Annotated in this window: 20 protein-coding genes; 11 read left to right on the forward strand and 9 right to left on the reverse strand. The window is 62.1% G+C overall.

Going from position 1 to position 19,312, the window contains the following annotated elements; all coding sequences use genetic code 11:
- Positions 1 to 74: 74 nt before the first annotated feature.
- The 5 genes from AC1DQK_RS12200 (at position 75) to AC1DQK_RS12220 (ending at position 5,705) form a co-directional block, all read left to right on the forward strand.
- Entirely contained in the window at positions 75 to 1,028 is a 954-nt protein-coding gene (locus AC1DQK_RS12200) for an ATP-grasp domain-containing protein (protein WP_477870780.1), read from the forward strand.
- A 38-nt stretch (positions 1,029 to 1,066) separates the two neighbouring features.
- Positions 1,067 to 1,708 (forward strand): HAD family hydrolase, encoded by a 642-nt coding sequence (locus AC1DQK_RS12205; RefSeq protein ID WP_477870782.1) that lies wholly within the window; start codon positions 1,067 to 1,069, stop codon positions 1,706 to 1,708.
- Positions 1,709 to 2,146: 438 nt separating this feature from the next.
- Complete coding sequence (locus AC1DQK_RS12210) at positions 2,147 to 2,815, forward strand: LuxR C-terminal-related transcriptional regulator (protein ID WP_477870784.1); 669 nt, start codon at positions 2,147 to 2,149, stop codon at positions 2,813 to 2,815.
- A gap of 57 nt (positions 2,816 to 2,872) precedes the next feature.
- Positions 2,873 to 5,179: a GumC family protein gene (locus AC1DQK_RS12215; RefSeq protein WP_477870786.1), complete on the forward strand. Its 2,307-nt coding sequence runs from the start codon at positions 2,873 to 2,875 to the stop codon at positions 5,177 to 5,179.
- Positions 5,180 to 5,504: 325 nt separating this feature from the next.
- A complete protein-coding gene (locus AC1DQK_RS12220) occupies positions 5,505 to 5,705 on the forward strand; it encodes a hypothetical protein (RefSeq protein ID WP_477870788.1) in 201 nt (66 codons plus the stop codon).
- Positions 5,706 to 6,301: 596 nt separating this feature from the next.
- Here AC1DQK_RS12220 and AC1DQK_RS12225 read toward each other — a convergent pair.
- Positions 6,302 to 6,571: a GlsB/YeaQ/YmgE family stress response membrane protein gene (locus tag AC1DQK_RS12225; protein WP_477870790.1), complete on the reverse strand. Its 270-nt coding sequence runs from the start codon at positions 6,569 to 6,571 to the stop codon at positions 6,302 to 6,304.
- A gap of 373 nt (positions 6,572 to 6,944) precedes the next feature.
- Between AC1DQK_RS12225 and AC1DQK_RS12230 the strand changes: the two genes are divergently transcribed.
- Complete coding sequence (locus AC1DQK_RS12230; protein ID WP_477870792.1) at positions 6,945 to 7,700, forward strand: outer membrane protein; 756 nt, start codon at positions 6,945 to 6,947, stop codon at positions 7,698 to 7,700.
- 54 nt (positions 7,701 to 7,754) lie between these two features.
- Here AC1DQK_RS12230 and AC1DQK_RS12235 read toward each other — a convergent pair whose 3' ends face one another.
- From AC1DQK_RS12235 to AC1DQK_RS12265, 7 genes are all read right to left on the reverse strand, one after another.
- Positions 7,755 to 8,234: a pyridoxamine 5'-phosphate oxidase family protein gene (locus AC1DQK_RS12235; protein WP_477870793.1), complete on the reverse strand. Its 480-nt coding sequence runs from the start codon at positions 8,232 to 8,234 to the stop codon at positions 7,755 to 7,757.
- A gap of 161 nt (positions 8,235 to 8,395) precedes the next feature.
- The gene (locus tag AC1DQK_RS12240; RefSeq protein WP_477870795.1) at positions 8,396 to 8,575 is read right to left on the reverse strand and encodes a CsbD family protein; all 180 of its coding nucleotides are present in this window, start codon (positions 8,573 to 8,575) and stop codon (positions 8,396 to 8,398) included.
- A 102-nt stretch (positions 8,576 to 8,677) separates the two neighbouring features.
- Positions 8,678 to 9,424, reverse strand: coding sequence for a response regulator (locus AC1DQK_RS12245; RefSeq protein ID WP_477870797.1), 747 nt, complete (start codon positions 9,422 to 9,424; stop codon positions 8,678 to 8,680).
- Positions 9,425 to 9,508: 84 nt separating this feature from the next.
- The gene (locus tag AC1DQK_RS12250; RefSeq protein WP_477870799.1) at positions 9,509 to 9,838 is read right to left on the reverse strand and encodes a hypothetical protein; all 330 of its coding nucleotides are present in this window, start codon (positions 9,836 to 9,838) and stop codon (positions 9,509 to 9,511) included.
- Positions 9,839 to 9,932: 94 nt separating this feature from the next.
- Positions 9,933 to 10,721 carry a Crp/Fnr family transcriptional regulator gene (locus AC1DQK_RS12255; protein WP_477870874.1) on the reverse strand — a complete coding sequence of 263 codons (789 nt, stop codon included), beginning with the start codon at positions 10,719 to 10,721 and terminating at the stop codon, positions 9,933 to 9,935.
- A 2-nt stretch (positions 10,722 to 10,723) separates the two neighbouring features.
- On the reverse strand, positions 10,724 to 11,008 hold the full coding sequence (locus tag AC1DQK_RS12260; protein WP_477870800.1) for a hypothetical protein: 285 nt from the start codon (positions 11,006 to 11,008) through the stop codon (positions 10,724 to 10,726).
- A 13-nt stretch (positions 11,009 to 11,021) separates the two neighbouring features.
- Positions 11,022 to 11,897 (reverse strand): LysR family transcriptional regulator, encoded by an 876-nt coding sequence (locus AC1DQK_RS12265; RefSeq protein ID WP_477870802.1) that lies wholly within the window; start codon positions 11,895 to 11,897, stop codon positions 11,022 to 11,024.
- A gap of 143 nt (positions 11,898 to 12,040) precedes the next feature.
- On the opposite strand from AC1DQK_RS12265, the gene AC1DQK_RS12270 reads away from it, so the two are divergent.
- Genes AC1DQK_RS12270 through mmsB form a run of 5 tightly spaced genes read left to right on the forward strand, consistent with a single transcriptional unit; the run spans position 12,041 to position 17,393 of the window.
- Positions 12,041 to 13,465: an aldehyde dehydrogenase family protein gene (locus AC1DQK_RS12270; protein WP_477870804.1), complete on the forward strand. Its 1,425-nt coding sequence runs from the start codon at positions 12,041 to 12,043 to the stop codon at positions 13,463 to 13,465.
- 60 nt (positions 13,466 to 13,525) lie between these two features.
- Positions 13,526 to 14,665, forward strand: coding sequence for an acyl-CoA dehydrogenase family protein (locus AC1DQK_RS12275; protein WP_477870806.1), 1,140 nt, complete (start codon positions 13,526 to 13,528; stop codon positions 14,663 to 14,665).
- The gene (locus AC1DQK_RS12280; protein ID WP_477870808.1) at positions 14,665 to 15,717 is read left to right on the forward strand and encodes an enoyl-CoA hydratase/isomerase family protein; all 1,053 of its coding nucleotides are present in this window, start codon (positions 14,665 to 14,667) and stop codon (positions 15,715 to 15,717) included. The genes AC1DQK_RS12275 and AC1DQK_RS12280 overlap by 1 nt, the downstream gene beginning before the upstream one ends.
- A gap of 10 nt (positions 15,718 to 15,727) precedes the next feature.
- Positions 15,728 to 16,501 (forward strand): enoyl-CoA hydratase-related protein, encoded by a 774-nt coding sequence (locus tag AC1DQK_RS12285; protein WP_477870810.1) that lies wholly within the window; start codon positions 15,728 to 15,730, stop codon positions 16,499 to 16,501.
- 1 nt (position 16,502) lies between these two features.
- Complete coding sequence (gene mmsB, locus AC1DQK_RS12290) at positions 16,503 to 17,393, forward strand: 3-hydroxyisobutyrate dehydrogenase (protein ID WP_477870812.1); 891 nt, start codon at positions 16,503 to 16,505, stop codon at positions 17,391 to 17,393.
- Positions 17,394 to 17,407: 14 nt separating this feature from the next.
- Here the strand turns inward: mmsB and AC1DQK_RS12295 are convergent, their stop codons facing one another.
- The gene (locus AC1DQK_RS12295) at positions 17,408 to 19,186 is read right to left on the reverse strand and encodes an ABC transporter transmembrane domain-containing protein (RefSeq protein ID WP_477870814.1); all 1,779 of its coding nucleotides are present in this window, start codon (positions 19,184 to 19,186) and stop codon (positions 17,408 to 17,410) included.
- Positions 19,187 to 19,312: the final 126 nt, after the last annotated feature.

A 19,312-nucleotide genomic window follows, 5' to 3' on the forward strand; every position in this document is an offset into this window, starting at 1 on the left:
CATCAGATATTTTCGTAGGAGCCGGCATTCCTCGCAAACCACGGATCGGCCGAGGCAAGCGGCCCAAGCTGCGCATGTTGCTGAGCTCCGCCGGGCGCCGAGTGGGATTGCTGCGCGCGTTCCGGTCGTCCGCAGGCGCGCTTGGGATCGATCTCGAGGTGTTCGCCTGCGACCTGCAGCCGGAGTGGAGTTCTGCCTGCATGGAGGCGGATTATGCCTTCGCGGTGCCCCCGGCGGAAGGCGAGGGCTTCATAAGGACGGTGCTTGGCTTTTGCGAGCGGCATGCCATCGGGCTCGTCGTGCCGACCATCGACACCGAACTTCTGTGTTTCGCGAAGGCGCGCGACAGTTTCGCGATGATCGGTACGCAGGTCGCGGTCGGGAGCTCCAGTCTGGTGGAAATGGCCCGCGACAAATTGGCGACCGCGATATTCCTCGCTGAAAACGATATCCCGTCACCGAAAACGCAGAGCATCGAGGACTTCCTTTCGACCGATGGACCCTGCACCTGGCCGATGATCGCCAAGCCGCGCCATGGCAGCTCCAGTCGCGGCATCCACATCGTCCATGATCGGCGCGCGGTTGAGAATATGGAGTGCGATGAACCCTATATCGTCCAGGAAATGCTGCATGGCCGCGAGTTCACCGTGAATCTCTTCTTCGACGAATTTGGTGAGCTGCGGTGCACCGTACCGCATCAGCGGCTGAAGGTTCGTGCCGGGGAAGTCGAGAAGGGCGTGACCACGCGCGAACCGGCGTTGTCCGAGCTGGCGAGGAAGCTTGCCAGGGCGCTCGAAGCCCGGCCCTTTGGCGCGCTGTGCTTCCAGGCAATCATGAGCGACGACGGAAGGGCATCGATGTTCGAGATCAATGCGCGCTTCGGCGGCGGCTATCCGCTGGCCCACCGGGCCGGTGCGACCTTCACCCGCTGGCTGATCGAGCAACGGCTCAACTTGCCTCGTACGATGAGCGATGATTGGCAGGCCGACGTGGTAATGCTTCGGTTCGACGACGCAGTATTCGTCTGATGCGTTCAGGCCGAAGATCGGACGGCTATGACGCCGTGATGGTCTTCGACCTCGACGATACCATGTACCTGGAGCGCGACTATGTGGAGAGCGGCCTCCGCGCGGTCGGCTCATGGGCCGAGCAGCAGCTTGGGATTGCGGGCCTCTCAAACCGCATGCTTCGGTTGTTCAGGGCTGGATCCCGCGGGCACATCTTCGACGAAGCGCTGGCGGAGGCAGGCGAACTTCATGCGCCCGAACTGATTTCGCGCATGCTCAGCGTCTATCGCCAGCATCGTCCCAAAATAGCACTCGCGGCCGATGTGTCCCGGTTTTTGGCACGCCGTCCTCCGCGAACCGCGTTCGCCATCATCACCGACGGTTTTCTGGATGCGCAGAAGCGCAAGCTCCGGGCACTGGGCCTCACGACTGGTCAGGTAGATCTTGCGGTCTGCACCGATCGTTGGGGGCGGTCACATTGGAAACCGTCACCGCGGGCATTCGAACATGTTCAATCATTTTTTGGAATGCCGGCTGAATCCTGCACCTATGTAGCTGACAATGAAGAAAAAGACTTCGTTGCTCCCATTTGGTTAGGTTGGCGTACCGTTCACATCAAGCGTTCAGAGCGCTTGGCACAGAAACGACCGCTCCCTGCGCCGAAAGTTTGTCGTGAGATCGAAACGTTCGATCAGCTTTGAAAAAATCGACCAATAATTAACCTATCATAGTGCTGCTTCAGTTGTACGGACTAGCCTGTTTAGAACTAACATAGGTTGTTTGGTCTATGGTCCATAACACTGTTTATATTACCTATTTTGGATATGGCGCGAACAAAATGAGCTATCCGATATCGACGTTGCCGTAACCTTGGTTCGTGTTACACATACAAGTGGTCAGATGCTTTCGTAAGAAATCTGATGCGTGATCGAGGTGGCCTGCACTGCCTCATCCATAAGAGCCGATAAATACTCGGACGTTCCGAATATCTACAGTCGCTGACTGGAGAGGGAGGAAACTGAGACCTGTCACTAATATCACGGACTTCAACTCAACAATGGGGGTCTTCTGTGTACAAACAGCTTCACATCGCTATCGTTAGCCAGAACGAGATAGAGCGCGAAGGTCTTCGCCGTATCTTGATCGAACAATCCTTCGAGATCATCGGTGTCCATCGCGATCACCATAGCCTCGACCTGGAGCCGTTCATGATGCGGCCCGATATCGTCCCGATCGTGATCGTCGACGCGGTGACGGAGGAGGAAAGCCTCGAAACCTGCCGCTTCCTCAACGCGAACTGGCCGGACTGCAAGATCGTCATCTTTGCAGCCAATTGTCAGAGCCAGAGAGTGGCAGACGCCTTCCAGGTTGGTATCGACGGCTATGTCGGCAAGCACACGTCCTGCGAGAGCTTGGGCGAGATGCTCAAGCTCGTCGCCCTCGGGGAGAAGATGATCCCCTCGCAGGTGCTCTTTGACCTTGCGCTGCTCAAGTCAGAAAACATGTCCGGCGAGATGAGGGTTTCGCTCGGTGAAGCCAATCTTTCGGATCGCGAGCTCGAGATATTGCAGGGGCTCATTCGCGGTGAACCGAACAAGGTCATATCGCGGCGGCTGACGATCACCGAAGCGACGGTCAAGGTTCACGTAAAGTCCATCCTCCGCAAGGTCGGGGTGATGAACCGGACCCAGGCTGCGATCTGGGGAATGAGCAGAGGTCTTGTGAACGTCCCCGAGGCCATTCCATCGACATCCATGCCGGTGGTCAGCGCAGCGCTCCTCAATGGCAGCTCCTGCCTTCACCAATAGCCCGGGCCGAACATTGTCGAGCGGCCGGCAGACCGCTTCAGTAGCGAGGGTACGCACATGCCGAATGCACATGCGCTGAGCATTCCGGAGCAGGGACGCATCAACCCGGATCTCACGATATCCGCCATCCACCGCCAGCCCGGAACGCGAACCGGCTATATCGGCCTGGCAGATGCGCTCCGCGTCATTCGCCGCCGGATCGGCGTGATTCTGCTGGTGGTCGCGCTCGCCTTTGTTGCTGCGCTGCTGTTCCTGGCGACGACGCCGCCGACATTCAAGGCGACCACGACCGTGATGGTCTTGCCCGCCGACCAGGGCCTGTCGTCCTCGGTGCCCAACATGGTGCCGACGGCCACCGACGACGCAGCGATCCAGACAAAGGTCGAACTGCTGCAGTCCCGCGCGCTGATGAAGCAGACCGCCCAATCCCTCCGGCTAGCGGACGACAAGGAGTTTTCTCCACCGGTGCAGGACCGGTCGTGGACCGATAGCCTCTTCGCATTTCTCACGCCCGATGCTCCCGCACCGCGTGATTCGAGCGACCTGGCGGAAATGGCCGAGCGCGCCCGCAGCGAGGCGATCACCGACCGCCTGATCGACCATATCAGCGTTGCGCGCATCGCACGCTCGAATGTCATCGCCATCACGGCCTCGTCGATGGATCCGGCGAAGGCCGCACTGATCGCCAATCGCCTGGTGGAAACCTACATACATAATCAGATCGACGAGGCGAACGACAGCCAGCGCCGGCAGATAAAGGCGCTCTCCAAGCGTGTTGCGGAGGTCCGCTCCTATCTGGAGCGCGCCGAACTCGCGGCTGCAGCCTATCGGCGCCAGCACGGCCTGTTGAGTTCTCAGCCCGAAGGCACGGCCAGTAACGAGGTCAGCCAATTGTCCGGGCTGCGCGTCCAGGCGATGTCGGACAGCGCGAACGACGGGCGCAGGGCAGCGGCCGTCCTGCCGGGTGGCGCGCCGGTCGCGACATCTCCCCTGCTGACTGATCTGTTGCAACAGGAAACGATGTTGTCGCGAAAGGTCGCCGAACTGACGACCTTCTATGGCCCCGGCTATCCGCAACTGATCCAGGCCGGGGCCGAACTGACGGCACTGCGATCCAGGATAAGGCAGGAGAGCACGCGGATCCAGGCTGAGCTTCGCGCACAGGCGGCCGCCAGCCAGGCCAGGACCGCGGCCGTTGCAGCCGCGATATCCGGTCTCAGAAACAGGTCGTTCGGCGATGGGCAGGCGGCCGTGCCGCTGAGGGCACTCGAGCGAAATGTCGGCGCCGTGAACGCGCAATATTCGGCGCTGTTGAACGAACTGAATGCCAAACTCGGCGCCCCGGCCGACAATAATCCGGACATATCGCGCGTTTCGCGCGCTCCCATGCCCGACGCGCCGGCCTATCCGATGCCCAAGCGCGTGCTGGCCATTGCCCTTCTCGCTGCGCTCGCCATCGGCATTCTGCTGGCCTTCATCATCGATACGATGGACACCAAGTTGCGCACCGGCGAACAGGTGCGCCGCCTGCTGGGCATCCCGACCCTGGCGATGGTGCCTGAGCTGAACGCCGAGGAGGGCAAGGTTCACGCCGCCGTGGCCGGTCGGCCGCGTTCTCGCTTCGCGGAAGCGATGCGCAACCTGCTGATCGAGCTAGAAGTCCGCATTCCGGCCAATCGCGGCCGCGTGGTCGTGATCACCTCGCCGCTCGAAGGGGAAGGCAAGAATACCGTGGCGGTAAGCCTGGCCGCAGCCGCAGCCGTGCTGGGCCGGCGTGCGGTTGTCGTCGATTTCGATCTTCGCCGGCCCGATCCGGCGATGAACGAGGGCAACAGCGAGGGGAAGAGCGCCGGCGTCGTTGCCTTCCTCGCAAAGCGCGCGTTGGTCGACGACCTTGTCACGGTTGAAGAGGAGGGTCATTTCGCGGTGATCGGCGTCGGCGAGACCGCGCGCGACCCCGGGGCGCTGATCGGGTCGCCACAGCTGCCCCAGTTGATTTCCGAACTGCGCGACAGATTCGAGCTGGTGATCCTCAACGGCCCGCCCATCCTGCCGGTACGCGACGCCAAGACGCTCGCGGATCAGGCGGATGCGACGCTGCTGGTGTTGCGCTGGGGCCGGACAAGCCCCGAGGCGGCGATGGCGGCGATGGAGATATTCGGTGGGCAAATTGCCGGCGCGGTCATCAACCGAGTCGATTATGAGGCGCATGCCGGCCGTCGCTACGGCGATGCCATCCATCATGTCTCGCTCTCGACCGCCTATTATGAGGCGGAACCGGAGCGCGCCGGGTCGCGCTTCAGAGCTCGTCGCTGGGCTCGCAGCCTGGCCGGCCGGGTATCCGAGTCCCTGCACCTTACCTAGGCGGCGCTGATCCGGCACCGGCTGGCGCATTGTGAGACCATAGGGCTGATGCATGTGATTTCGTCCGAATCATATGCTGCTATGTCCTTCATCAGCAAGGGATTGTGTGCGCCGCGTCAGGTTGGCGAAGGCGGTGATTGATCGAACCGGATCGGCGTCCGCGCGTCGTATGTCCGCATCTGCCGCCCTCGGCGAAGTTCGCTCGCTGGTGGGTACGATAAGGACATTCCTGCGTGACGGAATGGCTGGCGCGCCGGCGACATCAATGCATGCGATCCAGGCGAGATGAATGTTTTTGACAGCGATTCCAGGGTGAAAATCTAACATGACCGATTCAGACTATAATCTGCGCCGCGCCGAAGCGGAGTTGGCGCTGGCGCAATCCGCCACGCATTTCGCAGCCGTCAAAGCGCATTATGTCCTCGCCTGTCTTTATCTCGATCGTGCCTATGGCGAATGCATCGCCAAGGCGCCTTCACCACTCGATGTGGCTTTCAGGACGAGCGGTTGCGCGCAGGGCGCGTGAGCGACGCAAGGGACATGCTTACGGCGGCGGCCGGTCGACGAGCATGCGGCGTTCGACCCATTGACGGAGGCATCCGCCCAAAAATGACCATCGGGGCGTCAGCATCAGCGCCCGGACGAGCGCCAGCAACCAATAGAGTGGCGACAGGCTAACTGGTCGGCAGTTCGAACATTCAGGACAATCCAGTCATCGGCCTTTGATCCTGAATATCGAAGGGCCGCGCCATCTCTGACGCGGCCCTTCCATTGTCAGCCTCATCCGGCCAGCGGGCATTCCGTTCGGCCGTGGCGGACCTCGCACACGGGTCCGTGACCCATGCGCCGTCAGGCCGAATTTACTCCTGAGGAGCAGATCGAACCCGCAAGGCGAGCCGCGTAAGGCGTTGGACAATGAGACATTCGATCACCTCCTTTCATCTGTTGAAGATGCAGCCGATATGGTGAGTGCTGCAGGTAAGTGAAAGGATATGTGCGATATTTTTATATTGCTCGCCGCCGGATGTGTACGGCGAAAAGCCCGCCAATCCTGGGATCGACGGGCTCCTCATGCCGAGCCGGCAGGTGCCTCCTTCAGGCTCGGCGCAATGACAGTGCCGGCTAGCGGACTGTGCCGCGCCGCACGAGATTGACGATCGCGAGCAAAACGATCGCGCCCAGCAGCGAGATGATGAGGGTGGAGGCGGTGATCGCACCGCTGGTAATCGGCGGGACACCGAGTAGCGGCGACAGCAAGAATGCGGCCAGGAAAGATCCGATGATCCCGACCACGACATTAAGCACGATGCCCTGTTGAGCATCGGTGCGCATTATCATGCTGGCAATCCAGCCAATAACACCCCCGACTACAAGAAGAATAAGGAGACCCATCGATCTACTCCTCGGTACGGAGCCGGAAGTGGCTCGGTCAATATAACGTCGCTTGATCTTTACCGTTCCCCCGCTATCCCTCGATCTGTCTCATGGCCGTCACGACAGCATTGCTCCCTGGCGGGTAAAAGCGCCATGGTCCGGCGGAGGCGCGTCATCGCCCGGTGATAAATCGACCGTTACGGACATAAAATCGTCTGGTAATATGCTACCAATCTGCGCTATCCGCTTCGAATTCTAGGGTATTTGGTCGAGCAAAGATAAGATCAAGCCGTTTCGACAGCAGGAAAGGTTGAGCATGCGACATGTTTTCAAGATAATCACGGCGGCCGGCTTGGCCGCGCTCGGCGCTGCAGGCGCGTCCGCGCAGGATTTGAGCACAGGTTCCGCGAGCTGGACCGGTTTCTACATTGGCGGGCAGCTCGGTTATAGCTGGCAACCGCGCGACGGCGACGAAGCGATCAGCTTCGATCGTAATCGCGACGGCAATTTCGGCGATGCTTTCCCCAACTTCTCGCCCGGTTTCTGCGGCGGTGCACCGACCACCCGGTCGCCTGCCACCGGCTGCACGAAGGACAATGACGCGACGATCTGGAAGGTCCATCTCGGCTACGATCTCCAGTTCGGCGAAACCAGCGGACCTGTCGTCGGCGCTGTCGTGGAAGCCGGCCGAGCCTATCTCTACGATAGCGTGACCGCATTCAGCACCACGCCAGCGGCCTATCGTTTCAAGGCAAAGCTCAAGGAAAATGCTTCGATCCGCGGCCGCGCCGGCTATGCGCTCAGCACCGGCACGCTGGTCTACGGCACCGGTGGCGTCACTTATGGCAAGATCGAGAACAGCTTCACGACCACCAATGCCGTCAACACTTTCACGCCTAACGATCCGACCAAGAACGCCTATGGCTATACCTATGGCGGCGGCATCGAACAGAAGGTCGGGCCGTTCTCGATCGGCGCCCTTTATCTGTTCACGGCGCTTAAGAACAACGACTATCGAATCGCTGTGACGGGCGGCCCGGTCGGCGGACCTTTCACGGTGGTGAGCGGTACCGGCACCGATTTCCGCCGCGGCTTCTCGAAGTTCGCCTATCATTCGGTCGTCACGACCGTCAGCTATCGCTTCTGATCAACCGGCAAACTGCGTGGCCGCCCGGCCACGCAGTTTGCTGATCGCTCGCGGTCACACCGCGGTGCTGGAAACTCTGGCGTGGCTGCCTTCTTCGTCGGCGCGAATCTTGCCGCCGAACAGCATCTTCAGCTTGCCGCTGAGGGACATATCCGATTCCCATAGCTCGGCCTCGTCGATGTCGAATCGCGCCAGCGCCAGGTTGGGATCAGATTTCCCGCCGGGAAACCATGCCCCGGCCTGATTCGACCAGAGCTTCTCGATCATGGCAGGATCGTTGTCGACGGTGATCCGGCCGGACAGGCACGCGAAGAAGTCCTGACCCTTGGACACGAACTGCGCCATCGCCGGTCCACCGGGAGCGATGCGATTGTCCCTGCCGACAAAGAAGTAAATCCGGTCGAGCTGATCCTTGTCGAGCTGCACGGTCAGCGGTTCTGCATGGGTGCGCGGTTCCGAAAGACCGACCATCATGAACGGGCCGTGGCTCAGTTTGGCCCAAAGATGTTCCTTGAGTTTGGTCGCGTCCGACATCTTCAGTCTCCTTATTGGAAATCCCAGAACGAAGTAGTTCGCAAAGGTTTCCGTGCACACCACGGGTCGCCAGTCGCCGCGACAAGAGAGCCGCGAGGTGCGAAACACAAGGAGCAGGGCGGCATGACCGACCTGCTCCTCATTGGTCCGGGTGAGAGGCGTCAGATGCGGTTGATCGCGCCCTTTACTTCGCCCTTCGCCTTTTGAAGATCGCCCTTGCCTTCCTGGGCGTCGCCATCGGCGCGAATATCGGGGCGATCGAGTGCGTCGCCGACCGCGCGCTTGGCCTTGCCGCCGGCTTCATTGGCAAAGCCTTTTGTCTTGTCGAGCATTTCGCCCATTGGGAATCTCCTTGACTACAGGAACGCCGCCACAACGTATTGGGAAGGATAGATGTTCCTATGGTATTGATTTATATTGATTTGTTCCCGAAACGAGCGGGGTCATGCGAGCGCGGCCTGGTGGAAGAACAGCGCCTGACTAATCGCCGTCTTGATGGTGGAGCGCTGGAAGGGCTTGGTGATGAGGAAGGCGGGCTCGGGGCGCTCTCCCGTGAGCAGCCGTTCTGGAAAAGCCGTTATGAAGATCACCGGGACGGAAAAATCCGCTAGGATCTCCTGCACGGCGTCGACGCCGGAACTGTCGTCGGCAAGCTGGATATCGGCGAGGACCAAGCCGGGCCGGTGAGCGCGCGCACTCGCCACCGCTTCGTCGTGCGTGACGGCGATCCTGGATATGCCATGGCCCAGATCGCGCACGATGCTTTCGATGTCCATCGCGATGATCGGCTCGTCCTCGATGATCAGGACATTGGTGCGCGCCTGTCGTTCGATCTCGGCAAGCGCCTCGTCGGCAAGCGCTTCGACTTCAGCCCGGTCGCACCGCATCAGATAACCGGCATCCTCCGGCGTGAAACCCTCCATTGCAGTGAGCAGCAGCGCCTGGCGCGTCCGTGGGGTGATCCTGCCAAGTCGCGCTTCGACGACCCCGGCCGCCTCCCACTGGCCGATCAGGACACGATAAATCGCCAGCCGGGGATCGACGTCACGAGGAAAGTCGCCGGGCGCAGCAACGATGCCCTCCAGGGCGGCACGGACAAAGCGGTCGCCCTCCTGCTGTGAACCGGTGAGCGCCCGAGCATAGCGTCGCAGGAAGGGCAGATGGGGGGCAAGTTCACGGCCAAGCGGCATTCTCGATACTCCTACGAATTCGAATGAAGGATCGCGGCGCCGCTGCCTTGGCTACACCGGCGCCATCCGATCGGGTCGACAGACTTAGTCGCCGCTGCTGGGTTCCGGTGACTTGCCGCTCGACTTGGCGGTGCTGCCAGCCGCGGTCGCCGCACCGCTATTGGTGGCAACCGGGGCGTCAGGACGGGGCTTGCGGATCGCTCGCTTGACGTCACCAACGGCACTTGGAGCCGTGTCGGCGGCCGCATCACTTCGCGACGCTGCACCGACTTCGGCGCGGACCGAACCGGCTGCGCTGGTGGCCGCAGCCGGACTGGCGACTCGAACATCTCCGCCGGAAGACGCGTTCACTCCTCCGGCGACCTGAGCGGATGCCGAGGCCGCTGTCAGGCCGAGCGCGATCGTCGCGATCACTTTACATATCCTGTTCAATCCTACCTCCGCTTCGGTTGGCCTTCGTCCGTCCCGGACCCGGTGACTTATGGCGCCCTCGATCGAGCTGTGCGGCTTACGCGGCGACTGAGTCGGGTTCGCGCGGATAGACACCGGCAAGAACCAAGTCGAAATGGTCACGCACGCGATGGTTGCAGTCGCAGGCGATTGCTTCCAGCCTGTCGGCGTCGAGGATCACGATCCGCCGACGGCGCGATCCGAGTATGCCCATCATGCCCAAGTGGCGCAGCGAGCGGTTGATGAAGCTGCGGCCGACGCCGAGCATCTCACCGAGTTGCTCCTGCGTGATGATGATCTCGTTGCAGTCGATCCGGTCGCGGGTGGCGATTAGCCAGCGGGCAAGGCGCTGTGCGATAGTGTGCGAGGCGTTGCAGGCGGCCGATTGAAACAGCTGGGCCACGAGGCAATCTGAATAGCGGGCAACCCAGTCGGCTATGCTGGGCGATTGAGCCTTGGCCTGGTTCAGCGCACTGAGTGGCAGCCGCAGGAACTTGCCTGGGAACTGGACATGAGCTCGCGCATAGGCAGGGTAGTTCCCTGTGGAGATGATCCCGCCAACGGCACCCTCGCGGCCAACTAGCGCGGCATCGACCATATGATTGGCATCGGCGGCGACCACGAACGAGGCGGCGGCTGCCTCCAGCGGAAACCAAGCATAGCGAACTTCGCTGCCTGCCTCCTGTAATATCTTTCCAGTAGGAAATTCGAGGGCCGTGAGCGAGGGCAGCAGCAGCATCAGGTCGTCGGGTTTAAGCGCGGCAAGCAAGCGATTTTGTAAGGCAGTGTGCGTGTCGATCATACTCAACTCCAACAGCTGAGTTGCAAACGTTGCACCCCCGTACATGTTCACGAAGATACAGAGGAAAAAAGAAAAAAATTATGGCGAGACGAGAAAATCGAGATCTTGTCGTGGATTAGTGGCGAGGGCTTGATTTCGGTTGCAGCTTGTGCGGCGGCGGGCTCAGGCCGCCTCGTCGGCGCGAACCAATGCGACCGCGCGCAGGATTGGGGTGCGATCGAACGGCTTTGATGAACTTCGCCGATATGGATAGCATCGCCGATCTGTTCGGGATTGGCGGTGACCAACAAGATCTTGGCGCCGTGGCGATTGATGTCCACGAGCGCCAGCATGCGCCTCGCCGCATTATGTCATTCCGGTGACACTTGTTTTCAGCCAGCCGGCTACGGCCTCGATCCGGGCGAGGCGGCGCAGGTCGCTATGGGTGACCAGCCAGAAGCTGCGGCGGATCTCGATCAGATCGGCAAGCAGCGGTGTAAGCGAAGGGTCGCGGTCGCCGATGAAGGCTGGCAAGATGCCGATGCCGGCGGCGCTGGCGATCAGCCTGTGCTGCACGTTGATGCTGGTGCTGCGCGCGACCGCCGACAGGCCGGCGCCGACCTCGCTGAGATAATCGAGTTCGGGGGCATAGATGAACTCGGGAACATAACCGACCAGCGGGTGCTGCCTCAGGTCCTCGATCCGCTTCGGTTTGCTGGTCGCGGCCAGATAGTCGGCGGCGCCATATAGCCGCAGGCTGTAATTGCCGAGCTTGGCTGCGGCGAGCCGGCCCGTGCGCGGGCGTGCGAGCATGACCGCCATATCCGCCTCGCGTTTGGACGGGTTGAGGAAGCCCGACGCGGTGACGAGATCGAGCCGGATATCGGGGTGATCACGCTGGAAGGCGGGAAGGGCGGGGGCCAGCACCCAGGTCGCGAAGCCTTCAGCCACGCTCAGCCGCACCTGACCTGACAGGCTGGACGAGTCGCCTGTCACGTCGCCGATCGCTGCCAGCGTTGCGCTTTCCATCTCCTCGGCATGGGCGAACAGCGCTTCGCCACGCTCGGTCAGTCGCCGCTCCCCCCCGATCGTCTCGAACAGGCTGGCGTTCAGGCTGGTCTGTAGCCGCGCTATCCGCCGGCTCAGCGTCGTCACGTCTATTCCCAGTGCCCGCGCGGCCGGCGCCGCCTTTCGCATGCGTGCCAGCACCAGGAAAATCCGCAGGTCGTCCCAATCGAACATTCTCGATCCATACTGTAAAAATGCACACTTAACATGCAAATATACCGCCTTGCATGCGGGAACTCACAGGTTCATTGAGCCGGAAAATTGGCATCCGCGGCGTTCGGTGACGGTTGCCGAAGCATTTTCACAGGAGTGGATCGATGGCCCAAGCTAATCTGACATTGGTTGATGCCGATCCGGCTGCCGCTGAGATTGCGGAACTGGTCGGCCGGGCGCGCGCAGCCCAGGCGCAGATCGAGGATTATACGCAGGAGCAGGTCGACAAGTTGATCACCGCGATGGTGTGGGCGGTCGCGAAGCCAGGCGTGGCCGAGAAGGTCGCCCAATTCACGGTCGATGAAACCCAGCTCGGCAATTATGAGGGCAAGTTTCTCAAGATCTTCCGCAAGACCCGCGCGACCCTGTACGACATCATCAACGACAAGTCGGTTGGCATCCTGGAAGAGGATCCGGTTCGCAACATCGTCAAGATCGCGAAGCCGGTCGGCGTGATCGGTGCGCTTGCGCCGACGACCAACCCCGAAGCGACGCCGGTCATCAAGGCGATCTCCGCGGTCAAGGGGCGTAACGCGATCATCGTCGCGCCGCATCCGCGCGCCAAGCTCACCAACAAGATGATCTGCGACCTGATGCGGGAGGCGATCGTCAAGATGGGCGCCCCTGCAGATCTCGTGATCAGCATCGATACGCCATCGCTCGAAAAGACCAATGAACTGATGAAGCAGTGCGACCGCATCCTCGCGACCGGCGGTGCGGCGATGGTCACGGCGGCCTATTCCAGCGGCACGCCGGCGCTTGGCGTGGGTGCGGGTAACGCGGTGGTGACTGTCGACGACACCGCCGATCTGGACGATGCCGCTGAAAAGATCCGGATCTCCAAGACTCTTGACCTCGCGGCGAGCTGCTCCTCGGACAACAGTGTGATCCTCGTGGATGCGATCTATGACAAGATGCTCGCCAAGCTGCAGGAGAAAGGCGGCTACATCCTGAACGATGCCGCCAAGGCCAAGCTGCAGGCCGCGATCTGGGTCGATGGACATATTAACGCGAAAGTCGTCGCACAAACTCCTAAGTTCATTGCCGACTACGCCGGTTTCGAAATTCCGGAAGACACGCAGTTCTTCATCGTGCCTGAAACCGGCTATGGTCCTGAGCATCCTTTCTCGGGCGAGAAGATGACAGTCACGATGGCGCTCTATCGCGCCAAGGACATCGACGACGCGATCCGCCTGACCAACGGCATTCAGGCCTATCAGGGCCAGGGGCATAGCTGCGGCATCTATTCGAACAGCGATGAGAACATCATGAAGCTGGCGAACGCGACGAAGACCTCGCGTGTGATGGTCAACCAGCCGCAGGCGGCTTCGAACAGCGGCAATCTGTGGAATGGCATGCGGCAGACCTTCTCGCTGGGCTGCGGTTCGTGGGGTGGCAATTCCACGAACAACAACATCACCTGGCGCGATCTGATCAACGAAACCTGGGTTTCGAAGCCGCTGGCCGAAACGAAGATCCTTCCGCCGGATGAGGTGCTGTTCGCGTCCGTCATCGACAAGCTGAAATAATCCGGCTGCCGGTGGGTTGGGTTTGACGTTATGGGCGCAGGGGGGCAGGTGCCTTTAGCCATGAACCAGTTTGATTTGACCGATGATCAGCGCGCCATTCGGGATATGGCGCAGAAGTTCACCGCCGATGCGATTACGCCGTTCGCGGCGGAATGGGACGAGCATCATATTTTCCCCCGCGAGGTCGTGAAGGCTGCCGCGGATCTCGGGTTCGGTGGCATCTATGTCTCCGAGGAAGGGGGCGGCATCGGGCTGGGACGGCTCGAGGCGGCGCTGATCATGGAAGCGATGGCCTATGGCTGCCCTTCCACCTCCGCTTTCATCTCGATCCACAACATGTCCGCCTGGATGGTGGACTGCTTCGGCGGTGCAGAGGTCAAGGCAAAATATCTGGCCGATCTCGTCGCCTGCGACAAGATCGCAAGCTACTGCCTGACCGAGCCGAGCGCGGGGTCCGACGCGGCGAGCCTTCGTACCAGGGCGGTTCGCGATGGCGACGATTATGTGGTCACCGGATCGAAGGCCTTTATCTCTGGCGGCGGCGAAAACGAACTTTATGTAACGATGGTTCGGACCGGTGAGGATGGCCCGAAGGGCATCTCGTGCCTCGTCATCGAGAAGGGCATGCCGGGCGTGAGCTTCGGCGCACAGGAGAAGAAGCTGGGCTGGCGGTCGCAGCCGACGGCACAGGTCAATTTCGACGGCGTGCGGGTACCCGTTGCCAATCGGCTGGGCGACGAAGGGGCCGGGTTCGGCATCGCCATGTCCGGCCTCGATGGCGGGCGGCTCAACATCGGCGCCTGTTCGCTTGGCGGTGCGCAGCGCGCGCTCGATGAAGCGGTGAACTACACCAAGGAGCGGCGACAGTTCGGCAAGGCGATCGCCGAGTTCCAGGCCACGCAGTTCACGCTGGCGGACATGGAGACAGAATTGCAGGCGGCCCGGATGCTGCTATACGCCGCCGCGGTGAAGGTGACGGCCGGCACCGCCGACAAGACGCGCTTTGCCGCCATGGCCAAGCGGATGGCGACCGACACGGGATCGTCGGTCGTCGATCGCGCGCTGCAGCTGCACGGGGGATATGGCTATTTGCAGGATTACCCGATCGAACGACTGTTTCGCGACCTCCGCGTGCATCGCATCCTCGAAGGGACCAACGAAGTCATGCGGATGATCGTCAGCCGGGATATGCTCCGATAATGAGCCAGGACATCTTCACCTTCGTTGAAGGCCGTACCGGCCGGATCCGGCTCAACCGTCCCAAGGCAATTCACGCGCTCACCCATGAGATGTGCTCCGCCATGATCGCGGCGCTGAGCACGTGGGCCGAGGATGACGCCGTCGACCTGGTGATGATCGACCATGCCGAGGGAAGGGGCTTCTGCGCTGGCGGTGACATTCGTGTCATAGCCGACAGTGCCGCGGGTGACGGCGTTGCGGGGCGTGCCTTCTTCCATGAGGAATACCGCCTCAACCATCTGCTGTTCACCTATGCCAAGCCGACCGTCGCCTTCCTCGACGGGATCACCATGGGCGGCGGCGTGGGTATCTCGCAGCCATGCACGATCCGCGTCGTCACCGACCGCACGATGTACGCCATGCCGGAAACCGGGATCGGCCTGTTCACCGATGTCGGCGGCGGCCGTTATCTCTCGCGGATGCCGGGCCGTACGGGCCAATATGTCGGGTTGACCGGCGCTCGGCTTAGCGGCGCCGAATGTTTAGCGCTCGGCATCGGCAGCCACTATGTCGCAGGCGACGATGTCGAGGCCTTGAAAGCCGCGATCCTTGGCAACCCTCGGGGGATCGATGCGGCGCTGCGCAGCGCCGGGACGATGGTGCCGCCCGCCCCGATCCTCGATCACCGAGCCGATATCGACCGGCTGTTCGCGTCCGACCACTTCGAGGAGATTCTGGCGGCTCTGGCCGCGGATGGTGGAGACTGGGCACTGGCGACGCTCAAGACGCTCGAGACCAAGTCGCCGCGAGCCTGCAAGGTCGTGCTGGGACTCCTGTTCGAAGCGGCGAAGATCGAAGACTTCGCGGCTGAAATGACCATGGAATACGCCGTGGCCGTCCATATGATCGCTCGGCCGGACTTCGTCGAAGGTGTCCGTGCTTTGATCATCGACAAAGACAATTCACCGCGCTGGAATCCACCGACGGCAGATGGTGTTAGCGAGGCCGAGGTCGACGCGATCTTTGTACCGCTGCCGGCTGCCGAGGCCTGGACGCCCGTGCCCAACGCTTGAAAGGCCCCTGATGACCTACGAAACCATTCTCGTTGAGCTGCAAGGCGCCGTTACGGTGATCCGGCTGAATCGCCCGAAGGCGCTGAACGCGCTGAACACGCAGGTGCTTGCCGACCTGATCGACGCCTTCGGCAAGTTCGACGCCGATCCAAGCCAGCGTTGCGCAGTGCTTACGGGCAGCGACAAGGCGTTCGCCGCCGGAGCCGACATCAAGGAAATGCAGCCGAAGGGTTTTTCGGCGATGTTCGGGGAGAATTTCTTCGCCGGTTTCGAGCGGGTCACCGCGACTCGCAAGCCCTGGATCGCTGCTGTGGCCGGCTTTGCGCTGGGCGGTGGATGCGAACTGGCGATGATGGCCGATATCATGATCGTCGCCGACAACGCCAAGTTCGGGCAGCCGGAGATCAAGCTTGGGGTCGCGCCCGGGATGGGCGGCTCGCAGAGGCTGACTCGCGCCGTGGGCAAGTCGAAGGCGATGGACATGTGCCTGACGGGGCGGATGATGGATGCCGCCGAGGCCGAGAAGGCGAATCTGTGCAGCAAGGTCGTGCCGCTTGCCGAGCTGATGGATGAGGCGCTCAAGATGGCGCAGACGATCGCGGCGATGCCGCCGCTGGCGGCGATCGGCAACAAGGAGATGATCAACGCCGCGTTCGAAACCGGCCTCGTCACGGGGCTGCTGTTCGAACGCCGTGTTTTCAACGGACTCTGCGCGACCGCGGACAAGGCCGAGGGCATGACTGCCTTCGTCGAGAAACGACCCGGCAATTGGACGGGCCAGTAAGATGGCGACGATTGGTTTCATCGGGCTCGGCAATATGGGTGGTGGAATGGCCGCCAATCTGTCGAAGAAGGGCCATGACGTTCGTGCCTACGATCTTTCCAGGGACGCTCTCGATAAGGCGGTCGCGGCGGGCTGCGTAGCTGTCGGGTCGGCTGCGGAAGCTGCTGCAGGCGCAGAGTTCGTCGTTTCGATGCTGCCAGCGGGCCAGCATGTCCGCTCGGTCTATGAGGGCGAGATATTTTCTGCGGTTCCAGCGACGGCATTGCTTATCGATTGCTCGACGATCGACGTCGCGACCGCGCGCGCGGTTGGCGCGGCGGCCGCTGCCAAGGGCCTGGCGATGGTCGACGCACCGGTCTCGGGCGGCATCGGCGGTGCCATTGCCGGCACGCTGACGTTCATGGTGGGCGGCAGCGCGGAGCATTTCGCCCGTGCAGAGCCAGTACTCACCTTGATGGGCAAGGCGGTGATACATGCCGGTACGATCGGATCCGGCCAGGCCGCGAAGATCGTCAACAACATGATCCTCGGCGCGAACATGGTGGCGACATGCGAGGCGTTCGCGCTGGCGCAAAAGCTTGGCCTCGACCTCCAGACCTTCTACGATATATCGTCGAAGGCCAGCGGACAGAGCTGGTCGATGACCAGCTATTGTCCGGTCGCGGGCGTCGGGCCGGTCAGCCCGGCCGACAGCAATTTCGAAGGCGGCTTTGCCAGCGCCTTGATGCTCAAGGATCTCAAGCTGGCGGTAGAGGCGGCACAGGGCGTCGGCGCCAGCGTCCCGATGGGCGGCCATGCCGAAAGCCTGTACCAGGCTTTCACCAACCTTGGCGGCGGCGGCAAGGATTTCTCGGCCATCATCAAGCTGTTGGATGGCAGCTTTAACAAATAACCTGCGCAGCAGCGTCAGGCAGGCACATCGTTGAACTGCAGCCGGGCCAGCCGCGCATACAAACCCTCGTGCGCGCTGAGGCTCTGGTGCGTGCCCTGTTCGACGATGCGGCCCTGATCCATGACGATGATCCGGTCCGCCGCGCGGACGGTGGCGAGACGGTGGGCTATGACGATCGTGGTGCGGCCCCGCATCAGCCGATCGAGCGCATCCTGGATCAGCCTTTCCGATTCCGCATCGAGTGCCGAGGTGGCCTCGTCGAGCAGCAGCAGCGGCGCGTCGCGCAGCAGTGCGCGTGCGATCGCGAGGCGTTGGCGCTGGCCGCCCGACAGCCGCGCGCCGGCCTCGCCCAGGAAGGTGTCGAGGCCATCTGGCAGCGCGCGCAGGAAGGTCGCGGCGTTGGCGGCCTCGGCCGCTGCCCAGATCGCGCTGTCATCGGCATCCCAGCGGCCATAGCGCAGATTATCGCGTGCCGAGGCGCCGAAGATCACCGTCTCCTGCGGCACCACTGCGAGACGAGCGCGGATGTCGGCTGGATCCGCATCGCGCAGTGCGATGCCGTCAAGGCGGATCGCGCCCGATTCGGGATCATAGAAGCGCTGCGCCAGCTGCAGGATTGTCGATTTCCCGGCACCCGACGGGCCGACCACCGCCACCATTTCGCCGGGCTCGACGACCATGCTTATGTCGTCGAGCGCCAGCACTTCGGGGCGGGTGGGATAGCGGAAGGCGACATGGTCGAACTCGAGCCGGCCACGCGGTGGCGAGGGCAGTGCGGCCGGCAGTGCGGGCGCCCGGATGTCGGGTTCCGCGCCCAGCAGCTCGGAAAGCCGTGCGGCCGCACCTGCTGCCCGCACGATATCTCCATAGACCTCGGCGAGCGCGCCGAACGCGCCGGCGACGATGCCGCCGGTCAGGATGAAGGCTGCGATCGAACCGCCCGACAGCTTTCCCGAAGCGACATCGACCGCGCCTTGCCACATCACCATCGTGATTGAGCCGAAGATCAGGGCGATCACGATCGCGGTCATCACGGCGCGCATGCGGATGCGGCGCTTTGCGGTGGCGAAGCCTGCGCCGACAACGGTTTCGAACCGTTGCGCCTCGCGCGCCTCCTGACCGAAGGCTTGGACGATCTTCATCGCCCGCAGCGTTTCGGAGACTGTCGCGCCGACGTCGGCGATACGGTCTTGGGTGCTCTGCGACAATTTGCGCAGTCGCCGGCCCATCACGATGATGGGGAGCAGGACGAGCGGGATGCCGAGCAGCAGCAGCGCGGCCAGCTTGGGCGCTATCGCGAACAGATAGATGATGCCGCCGATCGCCAGCACGATGTTGCGCAGTGCCACCGACACGGTGGTCCCGACGACCTGTTCAATGACCGAAGTGTCGGCGGTCAGCCTCGATGCGATCTCCGACGGCCGGTTCTCCTCGAAGAAGCTCGGCGCCAGACGGAGCAGATTGGCCTGAACTGCGATCCGGATATCGGCGACGACGCGCTCGCCCAGCCAGGAGACGAAATAATATCGGCAGGCGGTGGCAAGCGCGAGCACCAGCACGATGATCAGGAGGTAGCGGAAATAGGGGCCGACATCGCCGCGCGAGGCGATGAATCCCTTGTCGATCACCAGGCGGAACCCGCCAGGAATCGCCAGCGTCGCCGTTGCGGCGACGATCAGCGCCAACGCGGCACCGACGATACGGCCGGGATAGGCAAGCGCGAAGCGCCAGATCATGGCGAGCTCGCCGAGCTTACGGGGGGAGCTTTCGGGAGGACCATTGCGTTTCGCCATGGACCGGCCCTAGCAACCCTTGGGCGCACGCTCAATCGCGGGCTTCATGATCTCGCAATTCGATCCTGCTATCCCCACATCGGTTGAGCATGCTCGGCATTGCGCGATGCATGATTATGGCCGTAA

The organism is Rhizorhabdus sp. P4_G5, assembly GCF_056401065.1.